Here is a 21,281-nt window from a genome sequence, read left to right as displayed (position 1 = left end):
GACAGCTGTCCGGGTGACGAGGTCCGACCTAGGATCCGCCTATGACCGGGCGCGACGTGCTGGAGCGGGGTCCGACCACCCTGCCGCTCGCCCCGTCACGGGAGCGGCCGGCCGCGCCGCCGGTGCGTCTCGTGGCCCGCTTCACGGCCATCGGGCTGCTGGTCACGCTCGCCCTCGCCGTCGGGATCGCGTTGCTCGCCAGGGCGAACGCCACGGCCACGGCGACCGACCAGGCCGGCGACATCACGTGGTTCACCGGCAAGGGCGTCGTCGAACCGCTGCTGTCCGCCGACGTCGAGCGCGGTGACCCCGCCGCGCTGGCGCGGCTGAACTCCGCCGTCCACCGCTTCGTGCTGTCCGGCTCGCTGGTGCGCACGAAGATCTGGGACGCGAGCGGGCGGATCGTCTACTCCGACGAGCCGGCACTGATCGGGCAGCGCTACGAGCTCGAGGACGAGGAGCTGCGGACGCTGCGGACCGGCGGGCGGGACGCCGACGTCAGCGACCTGACCCGTCCGGAGAACGCCCGCGAGGTCCAGTTCGGACGGCTGCTGGAGGTGCACGTCGGGATCACCGACACGGACGGGCGGCCGATGCTGTTCGAGTCCTACTTCCGCTACGACTCGGTCGTCGACGCCGGGTGGGCGGCCTGGCGGACGTACGCGCCGATCTCGATCGGGGCGCTGCTTCTGCTCCAGCTCGTGCAGGTGCCGCTTGCGTACGTGCTGGCCAGGCGGCTGCAGCAGCGGGAGGCGCAGCGCGAGCGGCTGCTGCGCCACGCCGTCGACGCGTCCACGGCCGAGCGCCGCAGGATCGCGGGTGACCTGCACGACGGCGTCGTCCAGGAGCTGTCCGGGATCACGTACTCGCTGGACGCCTACCGGCTGCAGCCCGGTGCCGACGACCGGGCGGGCGCCGTCGTCACGGACTCGGCGGCGCGGCTGCGGGCCAGCGTCGGGACGCTGCGCACGCTGCTCGTCGACATCTACCCGCCGAACCTGGCCGACGAGGGTCTGGAGCCCGCGTTGCGGGAACTGGCGGGCGGCCTGGAGCGCCGGGGCGTCGCGATCGACCTCGACCTCGACGACGCCGGCTCGGCCCGCGACGACGAGGCCGCGCTGCTCTACCGCGCCGCGCAGGAGGCGCTGCGCAACGTCGTGAGCCACAGCGGCGCGGAGCGCGTGGAGATCGAGCTGCGCCGCGACGGCGGGTCCTGGCACTTGACGGTCGACGACGACGGGCGCGGTTTCGACGCCGGCACGCACGCCGAGCGCGAGGACGACGGGCACCTCGGCCTGCGCAGCCTCGGCGACCTGCTCGCCGACGCGGGCGGCAGCCTGACCGTGCGGGCCGCAGCCGGGGCCGGCACCCGCGTGGAGGTCCGGGTGCCCGCCGCATGAGCCGCCCGACGATCCGTGTCGTGATCGCCGACGACCACGCCGTCGTGCGCCACGGGCTCGCCCAGCTGCTCGGTACGGCCGACGACATCGAGGTGGTCGGCGACGCCCGCGACGGCACGGAGGCCGTCCGCGTCGCCGCGGACCTGGAGCCGGACGTCGTGCTGATGGACCTGTCCATGCCGGGCACCGACGGCGTCGACGCCACGAAGGCGATCAAGACCGGTCCGTCCGGTGCGCGGGTGCTCGTGCTGACGTCGTTCTCCGAGCAGGCGCGTGTGCTCGCCGCGCTGGACGCGGGGGCCGACGGCTACCTGCTCAAACACGCCGAGCCGGAGGCGATCCTGGACGGCGTGCGCCAGGTCGTCGACGGCGGCGTGCCGCTGGACGCGAAGGCGGCCCGGGTGCTGATCGACCGCGGAGCCCAGGCCCGCCCCCTCGTGTCCGACGACGGGCTCACCGGCCGCGAGCGCGACGTGCTGGAGCTGCTGGGGAAAGGACTGTCCAACAAGCAGATCGGCCGTCGCCTGGACATCGCCGAACGGACCGTGAAGGCGCATCTGACGCATGTCTTCCAACGCCTCGGCGTGACCGACCGGACCCAAGCCGCCCTGTGGGCGCAACGGCACCTGGAGCAGTGACGCCCGGCCGGTCATGATCGGCGGGAGTGGCGCCGGCGCGCCACTGGTGGCGCGTTCTGGCCGGTTCCGCTGATCATGGCCGACCGCCTCGGCGATGATCGGCGGGAGTGGAGTCAGCGCGCCACTGGTGGCGTGTTGCGACCAGTTCCGCTGATCATGCCGTACGGGACGGGACGGGACGGGACGGGACGGGACGGGACGGGACGGGACGGGACGGGACGGGACGGGACGGGCGCGCCGACTGCCGGGTGGCCCCGGTCGGCCCGTGCTCGGGTGGCCGACCGGACCCGGTGGCCCGGTGGGCGGTGCAGCGCCTGGAGCGATGGCCCCGGCCGACTACGCGCCGCCCGGCCGGTCATGATCGGCGGGAGTGGCGCCGGCGCGCCAGTGGTGGCGCGTTCGGACCGGTTCCGCTGATCATGTGGGGACGGGCGAGGGCGCGCCGACCGCAGGGGCTCCGGTCAGTCCTTGCCGGAGTGGCCGGAGCCGCCCGAGCCGGAGCTTCCTGAGCCCGAGCCACCGGAGCTGCCCGAGCCGGAGCTGCCCGAGCCGGAGCTGCCTGGTCCCGAGTTGCTCACCCGTGCGCTCTCCGCCCGCCGCCCGCCGCCCGAGCCGCCCGGTCCCGAGTTGCTCACCTGCGCGCTTTCCGGCCGCCCACCCCCCGGTCCGGAGCTGCCCGGTCCCGCGCCGCCCGGTCCCGGGCCGCCAGATCCGCCCGATGCGGACCCACCGGTCCCCGAGCCGCCGCCACTCGTCCCGGAACCGCCGGAACCGCCTGGGCCAGGGCCCCCGGAACCGGAGCTGCCGGAGCTCGAACCGGAGCCCGACCTGCCCGAGCCGTGGCCGGAGCGGTCGTCGCCGACGGCGTGCTTCGTGTACGGGGCCGCCGGGCCGCGGTGGTCGTGGTCCGGCTCCGCGCGGCGTGCGGAGCCGGCCGGTCGCGCGCTCGAGCCGGCCGTCGCCGGAGGCGTCCCCTCGTCGAACGCGACCGGGCGTCCGGGCCCCGGCACCGGAGCCGGAGAGGGGCCGGCGTCGGCGGTGGACACCGACGGCGGCTGGAACCACAGTGGGGCGCGCTCACCGTCCGGCACCGCGGGCGTCAGGACCTGGGTGACGAGGACCGTCGTGCCGGCCGCGAGCGTCGCCATCACCGCCGCGGCGGCCGCGGCACGGGCGACGGACGACCGCCTGCGTCCAGGACCGGTCGCGACCGGTAGCGGGGCCGTGTGCAGCACGACCGGACGTCCGCGCGGGTCGTCGCCGGTGTCGTGGTGGTCCACGCCGGGAACGGTAGGTCGGAGCGGCCTCCGCGACATCGTCCGCGGGTACTAGTACCCCCGCCGGGTGTCCGCATGGTTCTCACCCGATTCCCACCCGCCGTACGTCCGGGCGTCACCTGGCGTCGACAGTCTCGGCGCACGTGATCGTGCCAGTCGCCGGACGACGTCCGGCGGAGACGGGAGTGGGCCCCAGCATGGCCGAACGACGGGCCGACCGGAGTCCGAACGCCCGCCGCCTGCGGCGGCGCTACCTGCGGGTGGCGCGGGGCACCCGCGACGGGGGAGCGCAGGCCGGCCCGCCGACCGGGTCCGGGAGGGTCGTCGTGATCGGCGCGACGGTCGGCCAGGGCCACGAGGGCGCCGCGCGGGAGCTGAGCAGGCGGCTGAGCCTGCACGGTGTCGACGTCGCGACGTACGACTACCTGGACGCCGTCCCGGCCGCCGCCCGGCGCGTGCTCCGCGACCTCTACGCGCCGACCGTGCAGCACGCACCCGCCGTGTTCGACGGCGTGTTCCGCGCTCTGGAGCACCCGGGCACCGTGCGGCGGGTGACCGAGGGGATCTGCACGTCCGCCGAGCCGGCGATCCTGCGCTGGTCCGCCGGGGCCGACGTCGTCGTGTCGACCTACCCGCTCGGCGGTCGCACGCTGGGGGAGCTGCGCCGGTCCGGCCGGCTCGGCGCCACCGCCGTCACGTACCTCACCGACCCTGCGGCGCACGCCCTCTGGTGCCACCCGGACGTCGACCTGCACCTGACGGTCACCCGGGCGACCGCGCGCGACGCCGGCCGCTACGGGGTGCACGCCGTCGCTTCCGGCCCGCTGTGCGCGCCCGGGTTCCGGGAGCAGGTCGACCGCGCGGGCGCCCGGCCCGGCGTGCGGGCCGACCTGGCGCTCCCACCGGACGTCCCGGTCGCGCTGCTGAGCGCCGGGTCGCTCGGGATGGGGGACGTCCCGCGGACGATCGACGCGATCCTGCACCACCCGACCGCGTGCGTCCTCGTCCTCTGTGGACGCAATGACGTGCTGCGGCGGCGGCTCGGCGGGGACCCGCGCGTCACGGCACTGGGCTGGCGGGACGACGTGCCGGACCTGATGACCGCTGCGGACGTGCTGGTGCACAACGCGGGCGGCCTGTCGCTGACCGAGGCGCTCGTCGCGGGGCTGCCCGCCGTGACCTACCTGCCGATCCCCGGCCACGGGCGGGCGAACGCCACGGTGCTGCAGGAGTCCGGCCTCGCGCCGTGGCCCCGCGACCCGGCCGCCCTCGCCGCCGCGATCGACCGGGCGCACCGGACGCGGGTGGTCGGCGCGGGACCGGGTGCGCTGTCGCTGTGGCCCGCGGGGGCCGACCCGGTCGACGCCGTCCGGGCCGTGCTCGGACCGCCGGACCCGGACGAGCGGTCGGTCGTCGGGCTGTGACGGTCGACGCGTCCGTCGTCGCACCGGTCTCCGCCGTGCTGGCGGCGACGATGATCGGCGCGTCCGGCGTGGCACAGCGCCGGGCCGCGCTCGCCGCCCCGTCGTTCGCGGCGGGTGACCCCCGCCTGCTGCGGACGCTGGCGCGGGCGCGCTGGTGGTGGATCGGGACCGCGGCGGCGGTCGCCGGGCTCTGCCTCCAGGTACTGGCGCTGGCCACCGGGCCGTTGTTGCTGGTCCAGGGCCTGCTGATCGGCAGTGTGGTGGCGACGACGGCGTGCGAGCGCCTGCTGCTCGGTCGCAGGCCAACGCGGTGGGTACTCGCGGGTGTCGCGCTCACGTTGCTGGGGCTGGTCGGGATGCTCACCGCGCTCGCTCCGACCGGTGGGGGCGGGACCGGACCGTCCGGACCCGAGGTGCTCACGCTCGCCGGCGCGTGCGCGGCCGTCATGGTGGCCACGGTGGTCTGGGCGCGACGGTCCCCTCGTCGGGCGTGGGCGGTCGCCGCCTGCACGGGGGTCGGGTACGGCGTCGTCGCGGTGCTGCTCAAGCAGGTCGGGCTGCAGCTCGCAGGCGGGCTCACCGCCCCGTTCGCGCACCCGGCGCTCTACGCCACGGTCGCACTCGGGGCCTGGTCGGTGCTGCTCAGCCAGAACGCGCTGCAGCAGGGTTGCGGCGCCGTCGCCGTCGTGACACCGATCCTCGTGCTGGACCCGCTCGTCGGTCTCGTCGCGGGCCTGGTCTGGTTCGGTGAGCGGGTCGCGTCCACACCGGACGTGCTGGGCGTCGCCGTGGGGTGCACGGTCCTGCTTGTCCTCGGGATGGGCCTCGTGGAGGCCGCCGGGCGGTCCGCTCAGCGCACCACGACCCGGGTCGCTACCCCGGCGCGGCGCTGACGACCGGGCGTGCGACGGCGCGCAGCGCGTCCAGCGCGGCCAGAACGGGCGGCGACACCGCGACGGCGTCGCGGACGACGGCGAGGATCGTGCGCACCGGCGTCGGGCGGACGATCGGCACGGCGCGCAGCCCGGCCGGGAGCTGGATCGCGCCGAGCTCCGGGAGGACCGTCAGGCCGATCCCGGCCGCGACGAACGACAGCGCCGTCGGGTAGTCGTGCGCCTCGACGTGGAACGGCGGGCTGAACCCGGCCGCCGAGCAGGCCTCGATCAGGTTGCGGCGGCACCAGCCGTCGTACGCGTCGTTGTCCACCCAGCGTTCCCCGGCCAGCTCGGCGAGCTCGACCTCGTCCCGCACGGCGAGCGGATGGTCGTCCTGCAGGACGGCGACGTACGGGTCGTCGAGCAGGTGGTGGGCGGCGAATCCCGACCCGGGGTCGAAGCCGGGCCGCTCCACGGCGACCTGCACGTCCACGCGCTGCGCCGGGTCGTCCGGCAGGAACTCGCGCAGCGCGAGGTCGAGCCGCACACCGGGGAACTCGCCGGTCAGCCTGCGCACGACGTGCGGGAGCCAGGCCGCGCCGACGGACGGGAAGTAGGCCAGCGACATCGCTCCCGTCCGCCCGGCGCGCAGGTCCGCGACGACCGCCTCCGCCTCACCGAGCCGCGCCAGCACGGCGTCGGCCTGCTCGGCGAGCACGAACCCGGCGGCCGTCGGGCGCAGGCCGCGCCCGGAGCGCTCGAACAGCGTCAGCCCGGTCTCCCGGGCCAGGGCCGTCACGTGCTGGCTCACCGCCGACGGCGTGTAGCCGAGGTTGTCCGCCGCCGCGGCGACCGAGCCGCTGGCCACGACGGAGCGGAACACGCGCAACCGGTGGGCGTCGAGCATGCCGCGACCGTACAGCGGAACTGAATCCAGCGGCAGGAGAAGTCGCTGGTACTGAATCGTCGCGCGCGTCACGCTGGACCCATGACGATCACCGCCACCCCCACCGCCGCTGCCGTCCGCGGACCCGCGATCGCCGCGGGCGTGACCGTGCTGCTGTGGGCGTCGGCGTTCGTGGGCGTCCGCGCCGCCGGGCACTTCTACGACGCGGGCACACTCGCGCTCGGTCGTCAGGTCGCCGCGTCGGTCGCGCTGACGATCGTGGTCGGGCTGCGGGCGTTCCGGCAGCGACGGGCGCCGTCGATCCCGCGCGGCCGGGTGCTGGTCGGGGTTCTGGTCTGGGGCGCGGCCTGGTTCGGCGCCTACAACATCTCGCTGAACGCGGCCGAGACGCACCTCGACGCCGGGACGACGGCGCTGCTCGTCAACGTCGCACCGGTGCTCGTCGCCGTGCTGGCCGGCCTGCTGCTGGGAGAGGGGTTCCCGCGACGGCTGCTGATCGGCGTCGCGGTGGCGCTGGCCGGTGTCGTGGTGATCACGGTGGCCACGTCCACCGGCCGGGCGGATGCGACGGGCGTGCTGCTCGGCCTGCTCGCCGCCGTGCTCTACGCGTCCAGCGCGACCGGGCAGAAGCGGCTGCTGAGCCGGGTGGACGCGCTGACCATGACGTGGATGGGCTGCGTGGCCGGGACGGCCGCGACGCTGCCGTGGGCGCCGTCGCTCGTGACGGCCGTCGCGACGGCCCCGTCGTCGGCCACGCTGACCGTGCTCTACCTCGGCCTGTTCCCGACCGCCGTGGCGTTCCTGTGCTGGGGCTACGCGCTGTCGCGCACCAGCGCGGGCCGGCTGGCGGCCACGACGTACGCCGTCCCGGCGATCGTCGTTCTGCTGTCCTGGCTGCTGCTCGCCGAGGTGCCGGTGCCTCTGGCGCTGGCCGGTGGCGCGCTGTGCGTGGCCGGTGTCGCGGTCGCGACGCTGCCGACGCGGCGTCGCGGCGTCCGCCCGGTGTAGGTACGCACCGGACGGACCGTGCGGGCCTACCCCTCGGCCCGCTCCGCGGCCTGGTCGAGGGACGCCTGCAGCACCCCGGACGGCAGACGGTCGGCACCCCAGGAGCGTCGGACGTAGCCGATCACACGATCGATCTCGTCCTGCGGCACCAGCTCCGGAGCACCCCGCTCGAACGGATCCACGTGGTAGATGTACAGCCGCGAGACGAACTGGTCGAACGGCAGTGAGCCCTCGCCGAACCGCTCGCCGTTGCCCGCGGTCCCGACCACGACGCCGTCGCCCCAGTCCTGTCCGCTGTCGTTGTTCGGGTTGTAGAAGTACACCCGCATCACGCCGTCCGGGTCGGGCGCGGCCCGCAGGATCGTGATCGCGTGCCAGCCGATGTAGCGTGCCGCGCTGTCCGTGACCGCGACGCCCGCCGGCTGCGGGTGCACCAGCGGCTGGTTCCCGTTGTACAGCGGGTGGTAGCCGGCGTAGAAGTCGCGGACGAACGCGTCGAGATCGATCAGCTGGCCGGTCGCGACGTCGACGTTGATGTGGAAGCCGCGGCTCGCCCACCACCCGTGGAACTCCGGGTTGACCCAGCGGTGCGGGTCGCCGGGCCTGCCCTCGCAGCGACGGCCCATCTCCGCGTAGATCCGGTCCAGCAGCGGTACCACCAGCAGCGACACCGGGTCCAGGTCGACCGGCAGCATCGCCGCGACACCGCCCGTGCTCTCCCGGGAGGAGATCGGCTGCCCCTCGAAGTGCATGACGATCTCGTCGTCGCGGGCGGCCCAGGTGACCATCTGCAGGAGGTAGTCCGGGTCGTTGTAGGCCCACATGGACAGCGCCCGCGCGGACTGGCACGTCGGGTTGTCGCCCTGGCCGACACCGAGGGGGAGGCCCAGCATGGACAGCACCCCGGCCAGGAGCCGGGCCTCCGGGGACGGTGCGTCGCCGAACGCCAGCAGGAGTCGCTCGCGGGCCCAGTCCGACATCTGCAACGTCAGCTGGCGCCACAGGCCGGGGACGACCGGCGGCTCGTAGAGGATGCCGCGGTCCAGCAGGAGCGCCAGGCCGTAGATGCACTGCGCGGTCTGCGGGTGCACGGCCGCGTCGATCAGCGCGTGGACCAGCTTGTGGTAGCGCAGCAGGCAGTTCCGTCCGGTGTCGGACAGCCCGAGCGCTTCGGCGAGCAGACCGTCGCTCTCGGTGACCAGGAACCGCAGCAGCGCGGCGTGGTACGGCGAGACGAGCCCGGTGTCGTGCATCGCCCGGGCGAAGCCGGTGGCCTCGTACTGCAGGCCCGCCGTGTCCAGCGCCTCGAGTCGGGACCGGTACACGTCGATCCCCGGGTCCTCGCGACTGGCCTCGGTCGTCCCGAACAGGCTCGAGATCAACCGGTCGATGCCCTGCCCCGCGGACCCGATGTCGATCGACGGGTCCTCCCGGTAGACCGCGACCTGGGTGATCATCGCCTGGACCTGGTCGACCTGGATCGGCCGCTGCCGCAGGATCCGCCAGATCTCCTCGACCAGCTTGTCCAGGACGCTCTCGTAGCCGACCTGCTCGGCCAGGTACCTGAACAGGTCACGGACGAGCTGTGCGGTCCGTCCCTGTCGCACCCGCTCGGCCTCGCTGGGCGGCGTGAACAGCATGGACAGGTTCGTCGCCAGTACCTGGGAGACGAACAGTCGTGCCTCCTCGGCCGAGACCGCGGGGTGCGCGTAGTCGCCGGAGGCGATCGCCAGCATCCGCAGCTCGCTGACCGTCTCCAGCACGACGGTGTCCGCGCCGCCGTTGCGCAGCCCGGTTCCGGCCAGTGCCGGGATCAGGATCTCCGGCGACGCCCAGTCGGTGCCCTGGAACAGGCCAGCCTCGTCCAGCGCCTGCGCGCGGGACTGGACGGCGGCCAGCCCACCCGGCTGGGACAACGTGCGGCGCAACGCCTCCAACATCCGGCGGATCTTGGTGTGCTTGCCGAAGTCGCGGGTCTCGGCCAGGGAGCGGGTGGCGTCGTCGAGCGAGGCCAGACGCTTGGCCAGCGCCTGGTCCTCACTCTGAGCGCTCGGGATCACGCACTTCCTCCAGTGTCCTCGGTCCCGGGGACCTCAGACGTAGAAGTCGAGCTCTTCCTGTTTGCTCAACAGCTCCCGCATCCGGTACGGGTCGTCACCGAAGAAGTACAGCAGGCCCCAGTGGGTGCCGAACGCGGTCCTCTTGGTGACAGTCTCCTCCAGCGGGGCCGTGAGGTCGTGCGACTCGTAGTAGTCGTCGTCCTCGGTCTCCTCCGGGATGACGAGCTCGTTGACCACGCGCCGCCGCGGGTAGACACCGAAGCAGCCGGCGTGTCCGGTCGCGTCGACGACCTCGCGCGGGAAGAAGGCCTCGATCTCCTCCTCGGTCGTCTTCGGGTCGAACGCCAGCACCAGTCCCTGGTAGGCGTTGAACCCGTATGCCCGCTCCAGGAGCTCGAAAACCTTGAAGCCCGGCGGGCGGTAGGCGACCTCGCCGAAGTACATCTCGCCGTCGCTGGTGACGAAGTACTCGGGGTGGATGAACCCGAACTCGATGTCGAACGTCTTGATGAGCTTCTCGATCTGGCGCGTGATCTGCTCGCGATAACGCTCCAGTTCGGGCGTGGCCGGAACGAACACCGAATAGCCGAGACGCACATATTCGGAAATGTTGAGGAACCGGATCTTCCCGTTGTGGATCCACGCCTCGACGGCGAACTCCCAGCCGTCCAGATGCGACTCCATGAGGACCGGGAACTCCTCGTCCGGGATCGTGTCGATCTCGTCGGGAGTACGGATGACGCGGTGCCCGAGCGTGCCCGCCTTGTCGAACGCCTTGATGTGGATCGGGTCGTTCGGGTCGCCGTCGAGCTTGAGCAGCGTCTGGTTGACCCGCTTCAGGAAACGGATCACGTCGTCGCGGTCGTGGGCCTCCTCGAAGATCCCGACCCGGATGCCTCCGAGCTGCGCACGGCGCTTCATCAGCGACTTGTCGCGCAGCAGCAGCGACTGGCCGAACAGACGAGGGTTGTCGAGCAGCACCGAGTTGATCGCGCCCGCCCACTCGACGGTCTCCTCGTACAGTGGGATCGCGACGTCGACGCCCATCTGCTGGAGCGTCTCGGCGATCTCCATCGAACGGTCGTTGAGCCGCTCGAAGTTCCATGGCACGTAGGGGATCTCGTGCTCTGAGCAGTACTCCTCGGCCCAGTCCGGAGCGACGACGACATAGCGCCGGTCGAACCTGTCGAGCGCCTCGACGGCGTTCAGGCTCCATCCGAGAAGTGCTACATATCCCTTGTCGGGATTACGGCTGGTCGCGTCCGACCCTGGCATGGAGAATGCCCCCTGTTATCGCGAATTCACGTATTCTGTTCGCCGGTGTCCTGCGCGGACCCTACCTCGCTCCGTAATCGCCCGCGGGACGGCGCGGCTTCACGTGCGCGTAACGCCGTGCTCGTCGCTGCCGGGAGAAGGGCGGTCGGATGGTCGGGCAGGTCGCGTCCGCGGGCGCAGTGCGAGATCGACGTCGGACGCGATCTCGCACCGCGCCGCCCGAGGTGTCAGCCGTACTCGTGGTACTCGGCGATCAGGTCGCCGTCGAACACGAACACCGTGCAGATCTCGAACCGGAAGTCCTCGCCTGCGCCCGCGACGCCGGGGAAGTCGGCGATCGCCTTGCCGCTCCAGACCTGCTCACGGACGACGACGTCACCGGACTGGACACAGCGGACCGCAGGCCCGAGCGTGCGGTTCGGCGCGAGGTCCCCGGCGAACACGCGCATCGCGGCCAGGAACGTGGCGCGGTCGGAGAACTCGACGCCGCGGTTGTGGTGGCAGTACCGCACGTCCTCGCGGAAGAACAGGACGTAGCGGCCCCAGTTCTTCGCGTTGTACGCGTCGACCGCCCGCTCGACGATCGCGACCCGGTCCACATCGGTGTGCGTGTCCGTCACTGCTTCCGCCGCCTCCTCTGGGGACCCGGTCCGTGCGCCGGGCTCCCCAGGGAACCAGTCGTGGCGGGCGGGGGTGGTCAGCGGGTGTAGTGCTCGCGCAGCGTCCGCTTGGCGAGCTTGCCGGTCTCGGTGCGGGGCAGCCGCTCGGTGAACGTGATGCGCCGCGGGCACTTCTGCCTGGCCAGGCGGTCGGTGCACCACCCGGCGAGGGAGCGGACCGTCTCCTCCCCGTCCGCCGCCGGGTCCGCCAGCACGACGACGGCGACGAGGGCCTCGCCGAGGTCGTCGTCCGGGACGCCGAACGCGGCCACGTCGTCGACGAGCGGATGTTCGAGCAGCACGTTCTCCGCTTCCCGCGGGTAGATGTTGACCCCGCCGCTGATCACCGTGAACGACGCGCGGTCGGTCAGGTAGAGGTAGCCGTCGTGGTCGACGTGGCCGATGTCGCCCAACGTGTTCCGGCCGGCGTCGTCGTACGCGGCGGCGGTCTTCGCGTCGTCGCCGTGGTAGCGGAACTGCGCGCCACCGGTGAACGAGACGGTCCCGGTCTCGCCCGGTCCGAGCTCGTCGCCGGTCTCCGGGTCGACGATGTGCACGGCCCCGGACACCGGGCGACCGACCGAGCCCTGGTGGGCCAGCCACTCGTCGGAATCGATCATGGTCATGCCCGCGCCCTCGGTGCCCGCGTAGTACTCGACGATCCGCGGGCCCCACCAGTCGATCATCCGCCGTTTCACCGGTACCGGGCACGGCGCGGCGCCGTGCGCGGCCGTGACCAGGTGGGAGACGTCGTAGCGCTCGTGGTCGGGCAGTGCGAGCATGCGGGAGAACATCGTCGGGACGAACAGTCCGTGGGTCGCCGCGTGCCGCTCCATGGCGGACAGGCACCGGGCCGCGTCGAAGCGCCCGTCGATCACGACCGTGCCGCCGAGCCGGTGCACGCCCATGCCGTAGCCCAGTGGCGCCGAGTGGTAGAGCGGCGCCGGGTTGACCAGCACCGACTCCGGTCCGAACCCCATCCGCAGCATCAGCGGGCGGATCAGGAACACCGAGCCGGGTGGGCCGTCGGTGAGCGGCCGGGCGACGCCCTTCGGTACGCCGGTGGTGCCCGACGTGTAGAGCATCTTCTCGCCCTCACCCTCGTGCGGGAGCGGGCCGGTCGACCCGGACGCGACGTCCTCGTAGGGTTCGTGCCCGGCGCGCGGCTCGCCGAGCGCCAGCCGCAGGCGGATGTCCGGGAGGTCGAGTTCGGGGAGCGTGCCGTCGGTGAGCAGGACCTCCGCACCGCAGTCGGTGAGCACGTGACGGGCCTCGCCGGGCGTGAGGTGCGTGTTCACCGCCGTGTAGTAGAGCCCGATCCGGTGGGCGGCCCAGCAGAACTCGTAGAACTCGGGGGCGTTGGCGACGGCGAGCGCCACTTGGTCACCCGGACGCAGGCCGGCGTCCCAGAGCCGGTGCGCGACGGCCCGCGACCGCTCCTCCAGCGCGCCGTAGGTCAGTGTCGTGCCGGTGCGCTCGTCGATCACCGCCGCCCGGCCGGGTGCCGTCCGGGCGTGAGCGGTGGGGTACTCCACCTAGGAGCTCCGGGCCGCCTGGTCGGCGAACAGGCTGCGCGGCAAGCCGTCCGCCAGCGGACGGGCCTGATCCTCGAGCTGCGCGGCGAGGTCCTCGAACGACCACGGACCGTCGGACGTGGCGCTGGCGACGACCGTCGGGTTCTCGTAGAGGTCGACCCGGAACCCCCACGAGCCGAGCACCCGCCCGGACAGCCAGTCCGCGCGAGGGCTGGCCACGTAGAGCGCGAGTTCGGCGATGTTGTCCGGGGAGCGGGCGGGGTCGTCGTCGGCGGGGCGGTCCCGGACGGCGCGCTTCGACGGGTCGACGGTCGCGACGAGCCGGGTGGCGGCGGCCGGGGCGATCGCGTTCGCGGTGACGCCGTAGCGGGCCAGGCCCTGCGCCAGCGAGTACGTCAGCCCGACGATGCCCATCTTCGCGGCCGCGTAGTTCGCCTGGCCGGGGGAGCCCTCCAGGCCGGAGTGCGACGTGAAGTTGACGATCCGGTAGTGCCCGTCCGGGTTGCGCTGCTGCCGGAAGTGCGCGGCCGCCGCGCGGCTGGTCGAGAAGTGCCCGCGCAGGTGGACGCGGATCACGGTGTCCCACTCGTCGTCGGACATGTTGAAGATCATCCGGTCGCGCAGCACGCCCGCGGAGTTGATCAGGATGTCCAGACCGCCGAACTGCTCCACCGCGGTGTCGACGAGCCGGGCTCCGGTCGCGGTGTCCGCGACGTCGCCACCGTCGGCAACGGCACGGCCACCCGCGGCGCGGATCTGTTCGGCGAGCTGCTCGGCGGCGCTCGCGTCGCTGCCGCTGCCGTCGGTACCGCCACCCAGGTCGTTGATCACCACGGCCGCGCCCTCGGCGGCGAAGCGCCGCGAGATCGACGCCCCGATCCCGCGCGCACCGCCGGTGACGATCGCGGTCCGCCCGTCCAGCTCACCCATCGCGTGCTCCCTCCCTCGCCGTCGCCGACACTAACCGGCGAAAGGTCTGACCGATACCGTTGACATGATCGCCGCCCGGCGCGCAGTCTCGGGCCGAGGATCCGCGACGCCGGGGAGGGCACAGTGGACGAACTGGTCTTCCCGCGCGAGTTCACCCGGGTCGCGCGGTGGCGCGCCGACCGGAGCGCGGTCGTCGATCACGGGACCGGCACCCGGACGTCGTTCGCGGAGCACCACACGCGGGTCGCCCGGCTGTGCGGGGCGCTGCACGACCGCCTCGGCCTGCGTCCCGGCGACCGGTTCTCCGCGCTGCGGTCGTCGCTCCCCGAGCTGGAGACCGTGGTGCACGCCGTCGTCGAGCTCTCGACGGGCGCGGACCTGGACGCCGACGCGGTGTCGAGCATGCGGCCCGGACGCTGTCGCGGTACAAGCTCCCGAAGACCGTGGAGCTGCGGCGTGACCCGCTGCCCGTCTCGCCGGCGGGCAAGGTCGGCGAAGCGACGGCTGCGGGAGCAGTGGGAGGAGACCCGATGACCGACGACGGGTGGCGGGAGCGTCTGCGCGCCTGGCTGACCGAGAACGAGCCGCCCGCCGAGGCGCACACCGACGTGGCGGCCGCCCGCGACTACCAGGTGCGGCTCTACGAGGCCGGGTACGCCGGGCTGACCTGGCCCGCCGAGTGGGGTGGGCAGGGTCTCGGCGCGGCCGAGTCGGTGGCGTTCGCCGAGGAGTCCGCCTCGTACGACATGCCGGGGCGCCCGTTCCTGATCGGGATGGGCATGGTCGGGCCCACGATCGTCGACCTCGGGTCCGACGAGCAGCGCCGCCGCTATTTGACGCCGCTGCTGCGCGGCGAGGAGATCTGGTGCCAGCTGTTCTCCGAGCCGGGCGCCGGGTCCGACGTCGCCGGTCTGTCCACCCGCGCCGTCCGCGACGGTGACGGGTGGCGGCTGACCGGGCAGAAGGTCTGGACGTCGAACGCACAGTGGGCCGACCACGCCGCCGTGCTGGCGCGCACCAGCCCGGACAAGCCCAAGCACGCGGGCCTGACCATGTTCGTGCTGGACATGGACCAGCCCGGCGTCACGGTCCGCCCGCTCGTCGACATGACCGGGAACGCGCCGTTCAACGAGGTCTTCCTCGACGACGCGTGGGTGCCGGGCGACGAGGTGCTCGGCGAGGTCGACGGCGGCTGGCACGCCGCGCGCACGATGCTCGGCCACGAGCGGGTGTCGATCAGCGGGCTGCGCCAGCGCCGCGGCCGCGGCGTCACCTCGGCCGCACTGACCGAGACGGCCCGCCGGTACGGGACCGCCGACGACCCGGCCGTGCGCGACGAGCTCGCCGCGCTGTACGCGAGCGAGCGCGCGCTGGAGCTCTACAACGTGCTGCTGAACCAGGAGACGGCCGCGGGCAGCCCGCCCGGCGCGCGCGGGTCGGTCGGCAAGCTCGCCGGGGCGCTGCTGGCCTACCGGGGGGTGCACGCTGCAGGGGTCGTGGCGGGTGCCGGTGCGCTCGTGCACGAGGAGGACGACGTCGACGGCGGGGGCCTGGAACTCGGCATGACCTCGGCGCCGGCGAGCAGCATCGCCGGCGGGACGAACGAGATCCAGCGCAACATCATCGCCGAGCGCGTACTCGGCCTGCCGCGCGAACCGACCGTGGAGGCACGCCGTGCAGCTCGTTCCGACCGCTGAGCAGGAGGATCTCCGCACCGCGGTGCGGGACCTGCTGGCCGACCACGCGAGCTCCTCCTCGGTGCGCGAGGCGTTCGGCTCCGAGACCGGGTACGACGCGGACCTGTGGCGGCGGCTCGGTCGCGACCTCGGCGTGCTCGGGCTGGCCGTGCCCGAGTCGGCGGGCGGCGCCGGTGCGGGGCACGTCGATCGTGCCGTCGTCGCGGAAGAACTGGGGCGCGCCCTCGTGCCGTCGCCGTTCCTCGGGTCGTCCGTGCTGGCCGTGGACCTGCTGTCGGCGTCGGGAGAGACGTCGCTGCTCCCGGACCTGGCGTCCGGTGAGCGGATCGGTGCCGTCGCCGTGGCCGGTGCACCCGGACCGGGCGGGATCCTCCACCCGGGCGGCGCCGTGAAGGCCGACGGCGACCGGCTCACCGGCCGGGCCGCTCCGGTGCTCGACGGTGCAGCCGCCGACGTGCTGCTCGTGCTCGCCGAGACCGGGGACGGACCGCGGTTCTTCCGCGTCGACGCCGGAGCCGACGGGGTGCGCCGCACGCCGTTGCGCTCGCTCGACCCGACCCGGCGCCTGGCGCGGATCGACCTCGACGGCGCGCAGGCCGTCCCGCTCGAGGGGGACGCGACGGCCGCGCTCGCCCGCGTCGCCGACCTGGCCGCCGTCGCGGTGGCCGCCGAGCAGGTCGGCGTGATGCGACACGCCGTCGAGCAGACCGTCGGCTACGTCACCGAGCGGGAACAGTTCGGACGGCAGATCGGCTCGTACCAGGCCGTCAAGCACGGGCTGGCCGACATGTACGCGGCGACGGAGCTCGCGACGCCGGTCGCCCGCGCCGCGGCGTGGGCCGCCGACCACGACCCGGACGGGCTGCCGCTGGCCGCCGCCGTCGCCAGGGTCCAGGTCGGACCGGCCGCGTTCGCCGTCGCCGACGGGATGGTCCGCTACCACGGCGGCGTCGGCTACACCTGGGAGCACGACGCGCACCTGCACTACAAGCGCGCGAAGACCGACGAGCTGCTGTTCGGCTCACCCGCTCGGAGCCGTGCGCGGCTCGCCGACCTGATCGGGGTGTGACCGTGCCGCGACGCGCCCGACCCGATGGGGTGAAACGTGATCCGCGACAGTTCTCCGGACCGCAGTTCGGTCGTTGGATCGTCAACCGGCCGCACCGCGGCCGGCCAGCACGCCCGTCAGGCCGGGCGCCGTCGCAGCCGTCGGCGCCCGGCCGGCGCCCGGCGCGTGTCCGGGCTCAGGCCCGGACGACGATCGTGCCAGCGGCGTGGTCGCCGATCCGCTGCCGCCGCCGCGAACACAGCATCACGATCCAGCCGACGAGTCCTGCGGCGAACCCGTCGACGACGAGCAGGAGCGCCCGCCCGAGGTGCTGACCGCCGGAGGGGCGCGTGCCGTCGGTCCGCACGATCCGCAGGCCGAGCAGCGCCATCGCGGGGGTGCGGCCCCTCCAGATCGGCACGCCGACGAAGACGGCCAGCCACACCAGGATCGTCAGCAGGGAGGCCGCCGCGGACGGCCAGCCGCCGCTCGCGGTGAGCCTGCTCAGCGAGGTCATGCCGGTACTCAGCTGGTCGAAGCCCGCGCCCGGAGCGATCAGGTTGCCGATCAGGCCGAGCACCGACAGCACGATCCCCGCCAGGAACAGGTCCAGGACGTACTGGACGATCCGGCGTCCGGTGACCCGCGTGGTCGGTGCGGCGCCCTGATCATTGATCATGGACGGCACTGTGCCCGGCCCGGTGTGGTCCGTCCATGGCGTTCACCCCGTCGGGACGCGGCCCGTTCGCGACCGGACACGGCTACGGTTCCGGATCGTGTCCGCGTCCGGGAAGCCCTTCGCCACGCGCGCCGACCTCGCCTCCGACCTGCGTTCGCTGGGTCTGCGCCGGGGTGACTCGGTGCTCGTGCACAGCTCCCTGACCAAGATCGGGCCGATGATCGACGGCCCGGACACGCTCGTCGGCGCCCTGCTCGACGTCGTCTCGTCCAGCGGCACGGTGCTGGCCCACACCGGCTGGAACGCGCTCTACGAGGTGGTCCTCGACGTCGACGGGCGCGTGCCCCGGCGGTGGCGCAAGCACATCCCCCCGTTCGACGCGCGGTCCAGCCGCGCCGACCGGGCGCACGGCGTGCTGCCGGAGTTCGTGCGCACCTGGCCGGGCGCGGTCCGGAGCGCCTCGCCACGGGCGTCGGTCGCCGCGATCGGGGCCAGGGCCGAGTGGTTCACCGCCGACCACCCGGTGAACCCTGGCTACGGACCCGGGTCGCCGTTCGCGAAGCTCGTCGAGGTGGGCGGGAAGGTGGCGATGCTCGGCGCGCCCGTCGAGACGATGACGCTGCTGCGCCACGCCGAGCACATGGCCGACCTCGAGTACAAGTCGGTCGTGCACTGGGAGGTGCCGTTCGCGACGCCGGAGGGTGTCGTGTGGCGCCTGATCGAGGAGTTCGACACCGGCGCCGAGATCACCGGCCGGGACACGCGGAGCACGTTCGCGACGATCGTGTCCGACTTCGTGGAGTCCGGCGGCGGCCGGACGGGGTTCGCCGGGGACGCCGTCTCGTTCGTCGCCGACGCGGCGGAGATCTGCGCGTTCGCCGTGCGGTGGATGGAGGAGGACGCCGCCGCCGACGACGATGACGACGACGAATGAGTTCGCCATCCACCGCCCCGGCCTCGCGGCGACCGTCTGCTCGGTAACGCGTCGACTCCGGACAGCGACCACCTTCACGGTCCGACCGGTCGGATGGAGTCGGACGCCGTGGTCGTGCGTCGGGAGGCACAGATCGGTATGGGCGACACGTACAAGAACGTGGCGAAGGGCAACGCACGCGTAGGTGCCCAGATCGGTCGGTTGGAAGGTAGAGCTGCCAATCATGCCGACGGCGACACCTACTCACAGTCCGCCGGGACGCGCGTCGTGGCTGCGCTCCTCGACGAGATTCAGGTGGAGCTGCGGAGGGCCCGCAGTCGGGACGAGATCGACGAGCCGACCGCTGATGCGATCCGGGCAGAAGTGGACGCTGCCGCGGAGTGCCTTCCGCTGGACGATGAACAGCAACGGGGCCGCTTCATCATCATGATGAGGCGAGCCAAAGGGCTGGTCGAGGGCCTGTCGACTCTGACCGTCAAGGTCGTCGAAGCGATCAACGCCGTGCGCGGGATTCAATGACCGAGACATCGACGACGGCGGAGAATGCTTATACGAACGTCGCCGAGGGTGATGCTCACGTCGATACGCAGATAGGAGTGGTCCACGGCGACGCCAACTTCTATCAGCTTTCTGGTGCCACGCGGGAAGAGAAGTACCGGGTCGGACGAAACTACCTCGAAGGCAATATGCCTCGCCAGGCGGAGGGAATGATCCGCGAGGCCTTCATGGCTGGCTACAAGTCAAATGAGGTAGCGTACTACTGGGCGCTGGCGGTTCTGAGTAACAGACCGTTCGACCATCTCTCCGGAGATGAGTTCGATCAGTTGGCGCAGGCGTTCGCGGTCGTCCGGGACCGGCCGTCGGACGGCTGGGCCGTCGCGGTCGACGTAGTCGCCGAACTGGTGTCGGCGTTGACCGCTCAGGAGCAGCAGGTCGATCCAGATCCGGCGGCCTTCGCACGGGCGCTCGACCGATACTCGAGGCTCCCGGCCGCGCGACGCGAAGAACTTCGACGTCACCTGGAGATGATCCTTGCCGGTGGCCTCCAGGACCAGATGGAGGCGCACGACGCGGCCGAGGTCGAGCGACGGCGCATGGGCAACGATCGTACCGATCGGGTGTGGAAGTTCTTCGAGGACAAGCCGATCCCGCCTCGCATCACCCCGCCCGAGAACCGGGATGAGAGCTCGGGTGCGGTGTGGATGGTCGTAGGAGGCACCGCCCTCCTCCTGCTCTGTGTGTATCTGGGCGGCCCGCTCCTGCTGGGCGCGAGTTCGTGGTTGTTCGCCCTGGCGATCCTGCTGATCGCCGTCGGATCGGGAGTGGCGGTCACCTTCGGCCTCGACGTCGTTCGTGGTCGGGTACGCAGATCGGTCCTGGACGCCCGGCAGACCACGCATCCCCGTGTGGAGCGGCAGTGGCGATACAACCCTGCGACCGGGTCCGGGTTCTCGGATGCGTTGTTGCGCCGCGTCCAGTTCTGGATCGCGAAGCACGCGCCCGAGGATCCCGAGGGGCTGAGGCGCTGGAACCACGACACGCGTGTGGCCGGCGCATGGATTGCCCACGACATCGCAGCGCAGTTCGGAGAGGTCGATCCGGTCCCCCGCGTCGCCGAGGTGGAATGGTTGATCCGGTGGCGGTGCGATCGTGTCGCCGAGCAGTGGCGAAAAGGACGGTTACGCACTTCTTCGGCGGACCACCGGCACCTGCCCGGGGTCATCGCGGCGACCGTCGCCGGTATCGCGACCTGTATGACAGGGTTCGTCGTGTTCGCCGGTAACCTGGTAGCCCAGTCGGCCTTCTCCGGAGTCGCGACCACATTCGGACTCGGCGGCGCCTCCGTGATGATCATCATCGGCGGGTCACGGCTTGTCCGGCGGACGTTGGCGGCGACGCATCGCGCTGAAGAAGCTGCCGCGCGCCTACGCGAGGAGCGGAAGGCGTACGCGGACTGGTGGAAGAGCATGGAAGACCGGCCGACAGACGCGGAGATGGCCATCTGGCTCGACTACGACAAAGCCTATCTCAAGGCGATGGTGATGAGGCAGAGCGGATTCGCCAACAGAGATCTGATCGGTAGTGTGATCCTCGTAGAAGGTGCTTCTTCCGGTTGTCGAGCGAGGGTTCTGTTCGGCCCTCTACGTCATTCGCGGTACATTCTTCAGGTATTCTTGCTGAGCGAGAGCGGAATCCGGCATGCAGTCGTCGATCTCGACTTTGGATCGGGGATCATGAGCAATGAGAACCGGAGTTCGTTCCGCTACGAAGCGATCTCGTCGGCGAAGGTCGAGGAAGCGGGCATCCGAATCGGCAGTGGACCGTCCTCGCGCTCGATTCCGCAACCTCGCGAGAGCGAGGAATCGACGTCCGGCAAGCTGGTCCTCTCCCAGGAGCTCCGCCTGACGTTGAACAATCAGCAGTGGCTCCGGGTCGTCGTGGGAAACTATGACGAAGGACTGATCGATCGGCTGAGGGAAGATCCGCGGACACTTCTCGAGCTCGCGCGCGACTCGTCCGGAATCAATGCTGCCCTACGTATTCTCGAGGCTATTGCGTCGGAAGGTGGCGACTGGGTCAAGCACGAACGAGAACGGCGGCGACGTCGGATCATCGACTACCAACGCCGTCGCGACGGTCTGATGGCGCTCCCACCCGGTGGAGTTCAAGACCCTCCCACGGTTCCGATCGATCTGCGCAGGACGCACGGTGAGCTCGGGAGCGGGGACGCCTGACGCGCACGGGCGGTGCGGACGTCGGGACACGCCACGATTCGCGGGCTCCTCGGCGCCTGGGCTGCGGGGTCGCCGCCCTGCCCCGATGATCGGCGGGACTGGTCGAGGTGCGCCGTGTGTGGCGCGGTGTTGCCGGTTCCGCCGATCATGGGGTTGCCGGGTGAGTGGGCGGGTCCGGCGGGTCGGCGGTGATCGGGGGA

The 21,281-nt window shown here is 72.3% G+C and carries 19 protein-coding genes; 11 read left to right on the top strand and 8 right to left on the bottom strand.

From position 1 onward, the window contains the following. The first annotated feature begins 41 nt into the window (after positions 1-41). Together EV378_RS01185 and EV378_RS01180 are read left to right on the top strand one after the other, a co-directional pair. Positions 42-1,400, top strand: a complete 1,359-nt coding sequence (locus EV378_RS01185; protein ID WP_132420908.1) for a sensor histidine kinase — start codon at positions 42-44, stop codon at positions 1,398-1,400. Further along, positions 1,397-2,038, top strand: a complete 642-nt coding sequence (locus EV378_RS01180; RefSeq protein WP_132420907.1) for a response regulator — start codon at positions 1,397-1,399, stop codon at positions 2,036-2,038. Before EV378_RS01185 ends, EV378_RS01180 begins: the two co-directional genes overlap by 4 nt. Before the next feature lie 461 nt (positions 2,039-2,499). Here the strand turns inward: EV378_RS01180 and EV378_RS01175 are convergent, their stop codons facing one another. Beyond that, positions 2,500-3,318, bottom strand: a complete 819-nt coding sequence (locus EV378_RS01175; protein ID WP_132420906.1) for a hypothetical protein — start codon at positions 3,316-3,318, stop codon at positions 2,500-2,502. A 194-nt stretch (positions 3,319-3,512) separates the two neighbouring features. Between EV378_RS01175 and EV378_RS01170 the strand changes: the two genes are divergently transcribed. Both EV378_RS01170 and EV378_RS01165 read left to right on the top strand, forming a co-directional pair. Next, positions 3,513-4,739 carry a glycosyltransferase gene (locus EV378_RS01170; protein ID WP_132420905.1) on the top strand — a complete coding sequence of 409 codons (1,227 nt, stop codon included), beginning with the start codon at positions 3,513-3,515 and terminating at the stop codon, positions 4,737-4,739. Then, entirely contained in the window at positions 4,736-5,632 is an 897-nt protein-coding gene (locus EV378_RS01165; RefSeq protein ID WP_132420904.1) for a DMT family transporter, read from the top strand. Before EV378_RS01170 ends, EV378_RS01165 begins: the two co-directional genes overlap by 4 nt. Here EV378_RS01165 and EV378_RS01160 read toward each other — a convergent pair. Continuing rightward, a complete protein-coding gene (locus EV378_RS01160) occupies positions 5,613-6,521 on the bottom strand; it encodes a LysR substrate-binding domain-containing protein (protein WP_132420903.1) in 909 nt (302 codons plus the stop codon). The two genes, EV378_RS01165 and EV378_RS01160, sit on opposite strands and share 20 nt — an antisense overlap. A gap of 81 nt (positions 6,522-6,602) precedes the next feature. On the opposite strand from EV378_RS01160, the gene EV378_RS01155 reads away from it, so the two are divergent. Then, positions 6,603-7,529, top strand: coding sequence for a DMT family transporter (locus tag EV378_RS01155; protein ID WP_132420902.1), 927 nt, complete (start codon positions 6,603-6,605; stop codon positions 7,527-7,529). A 26-nt stretch (positions 7,530-7,555) separates the two neighbouring features. Here EV378_RS01155 and EV378_RS01150 read toward each other — a convergent pair whose 3' ends face one another. The 5 genes from EV378_RS01150 to EV378_RS01130 all read right to left on the bottom strand — a co-directional run bounded on the left by EV378_RS01150 (position 7,556) and on the right by EV378_RS01130 (position 13,988). Continuing rightward, positions 7,556-9,589 (bottom strand): hypothetical protein, encoded by a 2,034-nt coding sequence (locus EV378_RS01150; protein ID WP_207908538.1) that lies wholly within the window; start codon positions 9,587-9,589, stop codon positions 7,556-7,558. 33 nt (positions 9,590-9,622) lie between these two features. Continuing rightward, positions 9,623-10,864, bottom strand: coding sequence for an ATP-grasp domain-containing protein (locus tag EV378_RS01145; RefSeq protein WP_132420901.1), 1,242 nt, complete (start codon positions 10,862-10,864; stop codon positions 9,623-9,625). A 227-nt stretch (positions 10,865-11,091) separates the two neighbouring features. Beyond that, positions 11,092-11,484: a nuclear transport factor 2 family protein gene (locus EV378_RS01140; RefSeq protein ID WP_165922092.1), complete on the bottom strand. Its 393-nt coding sequence runs from the start codon at positions 11,482-11,484 to the stop codon at positions 11,092-11,094. Between the two features lie 77 nt (positions 11,485-11,561). Next, complete coding sequence (locus EV378_RS01135; protein WP_132420899.1) at positions 11,562-13,058, bottom strand: AMP-binding protein; 1,497 nt, start codon at positions 13,056-13,058, stop codon at positions 11,562-11,564. Continuing rightward, positions 13,059-13,988 carry an SDR family NAD(P)-dependent oxidoreductase gene (locus tag EV378_RS01130; protein WP_132420898.1) on the bottom strand — a complete coding sequence of 310 codons (930 nt, stop codon included), beginning with the start codon at positions 13,986-13,988 and terminating at the stop codon, positions 13,059-13,061. A 123-nt stretch (positions 13,989-14,111) separates the two neighbouring features. On the opposite strand from EV378_RS01130, the gene EV378_RS01125 reads away from it, so the two are divergent. The 3 genes from EV378_RS01125 to EV378_RS01115 are packed head-to-tail and all read left to right on the top strand — an operon-like array spanning position 14,112 to position 16,754. Further along, positions 14,112-14,522, top strand: a complete 411-nt coding sequence (locus tag EV378_RS01125; protein WP_165922091.1) for a hypothetical protein — start codon at positions 14,112-14,114, stop codon at positions 14,520-14,522. Continuing rightward, positions 14,519-15,685: an acyl-CoA dehydrogenase family protein gene (locus tag EV378_RS01120; protein WP_132420896.1), complete on the top strand. Its 1,167-nt coding sequence runs from the start codon at positions 14,519-14,521 to the stop codon at positions 15,683-15,685. The genes EV378_RS01125 and EV378_RS01120 overlap by 4 nt, the downstream gene beginning before the upstream one ends. Then, positions 15,663-16,754, top strand: coding sequence for an acyl-CoA dehydrogenase family protein (locus EV378_RS01115; RefSeq protein ID WP_132420895.1), 1,092 nt, complete (start codon positions 15,663-15,665; stop codon positions 16,752-16,754). The genes EV378_RS01120 and EV378_RS01115 overlap by 23 nt, the downstream gene beginning before the upstream one ends. Positions 16,755-16,929: 175 nt before the next feature. Here EV378_RS01115 and EV378_RS01110 read toward each other — a convergent pair whose 3' ends face one another. Then, on the bottom strand, positions 16,930-17,412 hold the full coding sequence (locus tag EV378_RS01110) for an RDD family protein (protein ID WP_132420894.1): 483 nt from the start codon (positions 17,410-17,412) through the stop codon (positions 16,930-16,932). A 97-nt stretch (positions 17,413-17,509) separates the two neighbouring features. On the opposite strand from EV378_RS01110, the gene aac(3) reads away from it, so the two are divergent. The 3 genes from aac(3) to EV378_RS01095 all read left to right on the top strand — a co-directional run bounded on the left by aac(3) (position 17,510) and on the right by EV378_RS01095 (position 21,081). Next, entirely contained in the window at positions 17,510-18,346 is an 837-nt protein-coding gene (gene aac(3) / locus EV378_RS01105; protein WP_207908537.1) for an aminoglycoside 3-N-acetyltransferase, read from the top strand. Positions 18,347-18,439: 93 nt separating this feature from the next. Then, entirely contained in the window at positions 18,440-18,865 is a 426-nt protein-coding gene (locus EV378_RS01100) for a hypothetical protein (RefSeq protein ID WP_132420892.1), read from the top strand. Further along, positions 18,862-21,081 carry a hypothetical protein gene (locus tag EV378_RS01095; RefSeq protein ID WP_132420891.1) on the top strand — a complete coding sequence of 740 codons (2,220 nt, stop codon included), beginning with the start codon at positions 18,862-18,864 and terminating at the stop codon, positions 21,079-21,081. Before EV378_RS01100 ends, EV378_RS01095 begins: the two co-directional genes overlap by 4 nt. The last annotated feature ends 200 nt before the right edge of the window (positions 21,082-21,281 follow it).

The sequence above is a fragment of the Pseudonocardia endophytica genome (assembly GCF_004339565.1).
In the GTDB taxonomy this organism is placed as follows: domain Bacteria; phylum Actinomycetota; class Actinomycetes; order Mycobacteriales; family Pseudonocardiaceae; genus Pseudonocardia; species Pseudonocardia endophytica.
This window is presented reverse-complemented; position numbering and strand designations above follow the sequence as displayed.

Excerpts from the sequence above, each read along its gene's own strand:
- EV378_RS01145 (WP_132420901.1), bottom strand. The coding sequence starts at position 10,864 with ATGCCAGGGTCGGACGCGACCAGCCGTAATCCCGACAAGGGATATGTA.
- EV378_RS01095 (WP_132420891.1), top strand. The coding sequence starts at position 18,862 with ATGACCGAGACATCGACGACGGCGGAGAATGCTTATACGAACGTCGCC.
- EV378_RS01130 (WP_132420898.1), bottom strand. The coding sequence starts at position 13,988 with ATGGGTGAGCTGGACGGGCGGACCGCGATCGTCACCGGCGGTGCGCGC.
- EV378_RS01155 (WP_132420902.1), top strand. The coding sequence starts at position 6,603 with ATGACGATCACCGCCACCCCCACCGCCGCTGCCGTCCGCGGACCCGCG.
- EV378_RS01100 (WP_132420892.1), top strand. The coding sequence starts at position 18,440 with ATGGAGTCGGACGCCGTGGTCGTGCGTCGGGAGGCACAGATCGGTATG.
- EV378_RS01170 (WP_132420905.1), top strand. The coding sequence starts at position 3,513 with ATGGCCGAACGACGGGCCGACCGGAGTCCGAACGCCCGCCGCCTGCGG.
- EV378_RS01185 (WP_132420908.1), top strand. The coding sequence starts at position 42 with ATGACCGGGCGCGACGTGCTGGAGCGGGGTCCGACCACCCTGCCGCTC.
- EV378_RS01180 (WP_132420907.1), top strand. The coding sequence starts at position 1,397 with ATGAGCCGCCCGACGATCCGTGTCGTGATCGCCGACGACCACGCCGTC.
- EV378_RS01120 (WP_132420896.1), top strand. The coding sequence starts at position 14,519 with ATGACCGACGACGGGTGGCGGGAGCGTCTGCGCGCCTGGCTGACCGAG.
- EV378_RS01110 (WP_132420894.1), bottom strand. The coding sequence starts at position 17,412 with ATGATCAATGATCAGGGCGCCGCACCGACCACGCGGGTCACCGGACGC.
- EV378_RS01160 (WP_132420903.1), bottom strand. The coding sequence starts at position 6,521 with ATGCTCGACGCCCACCGGTTGCGCGTGTTCCGCTCCGTCGTGGCCAGC.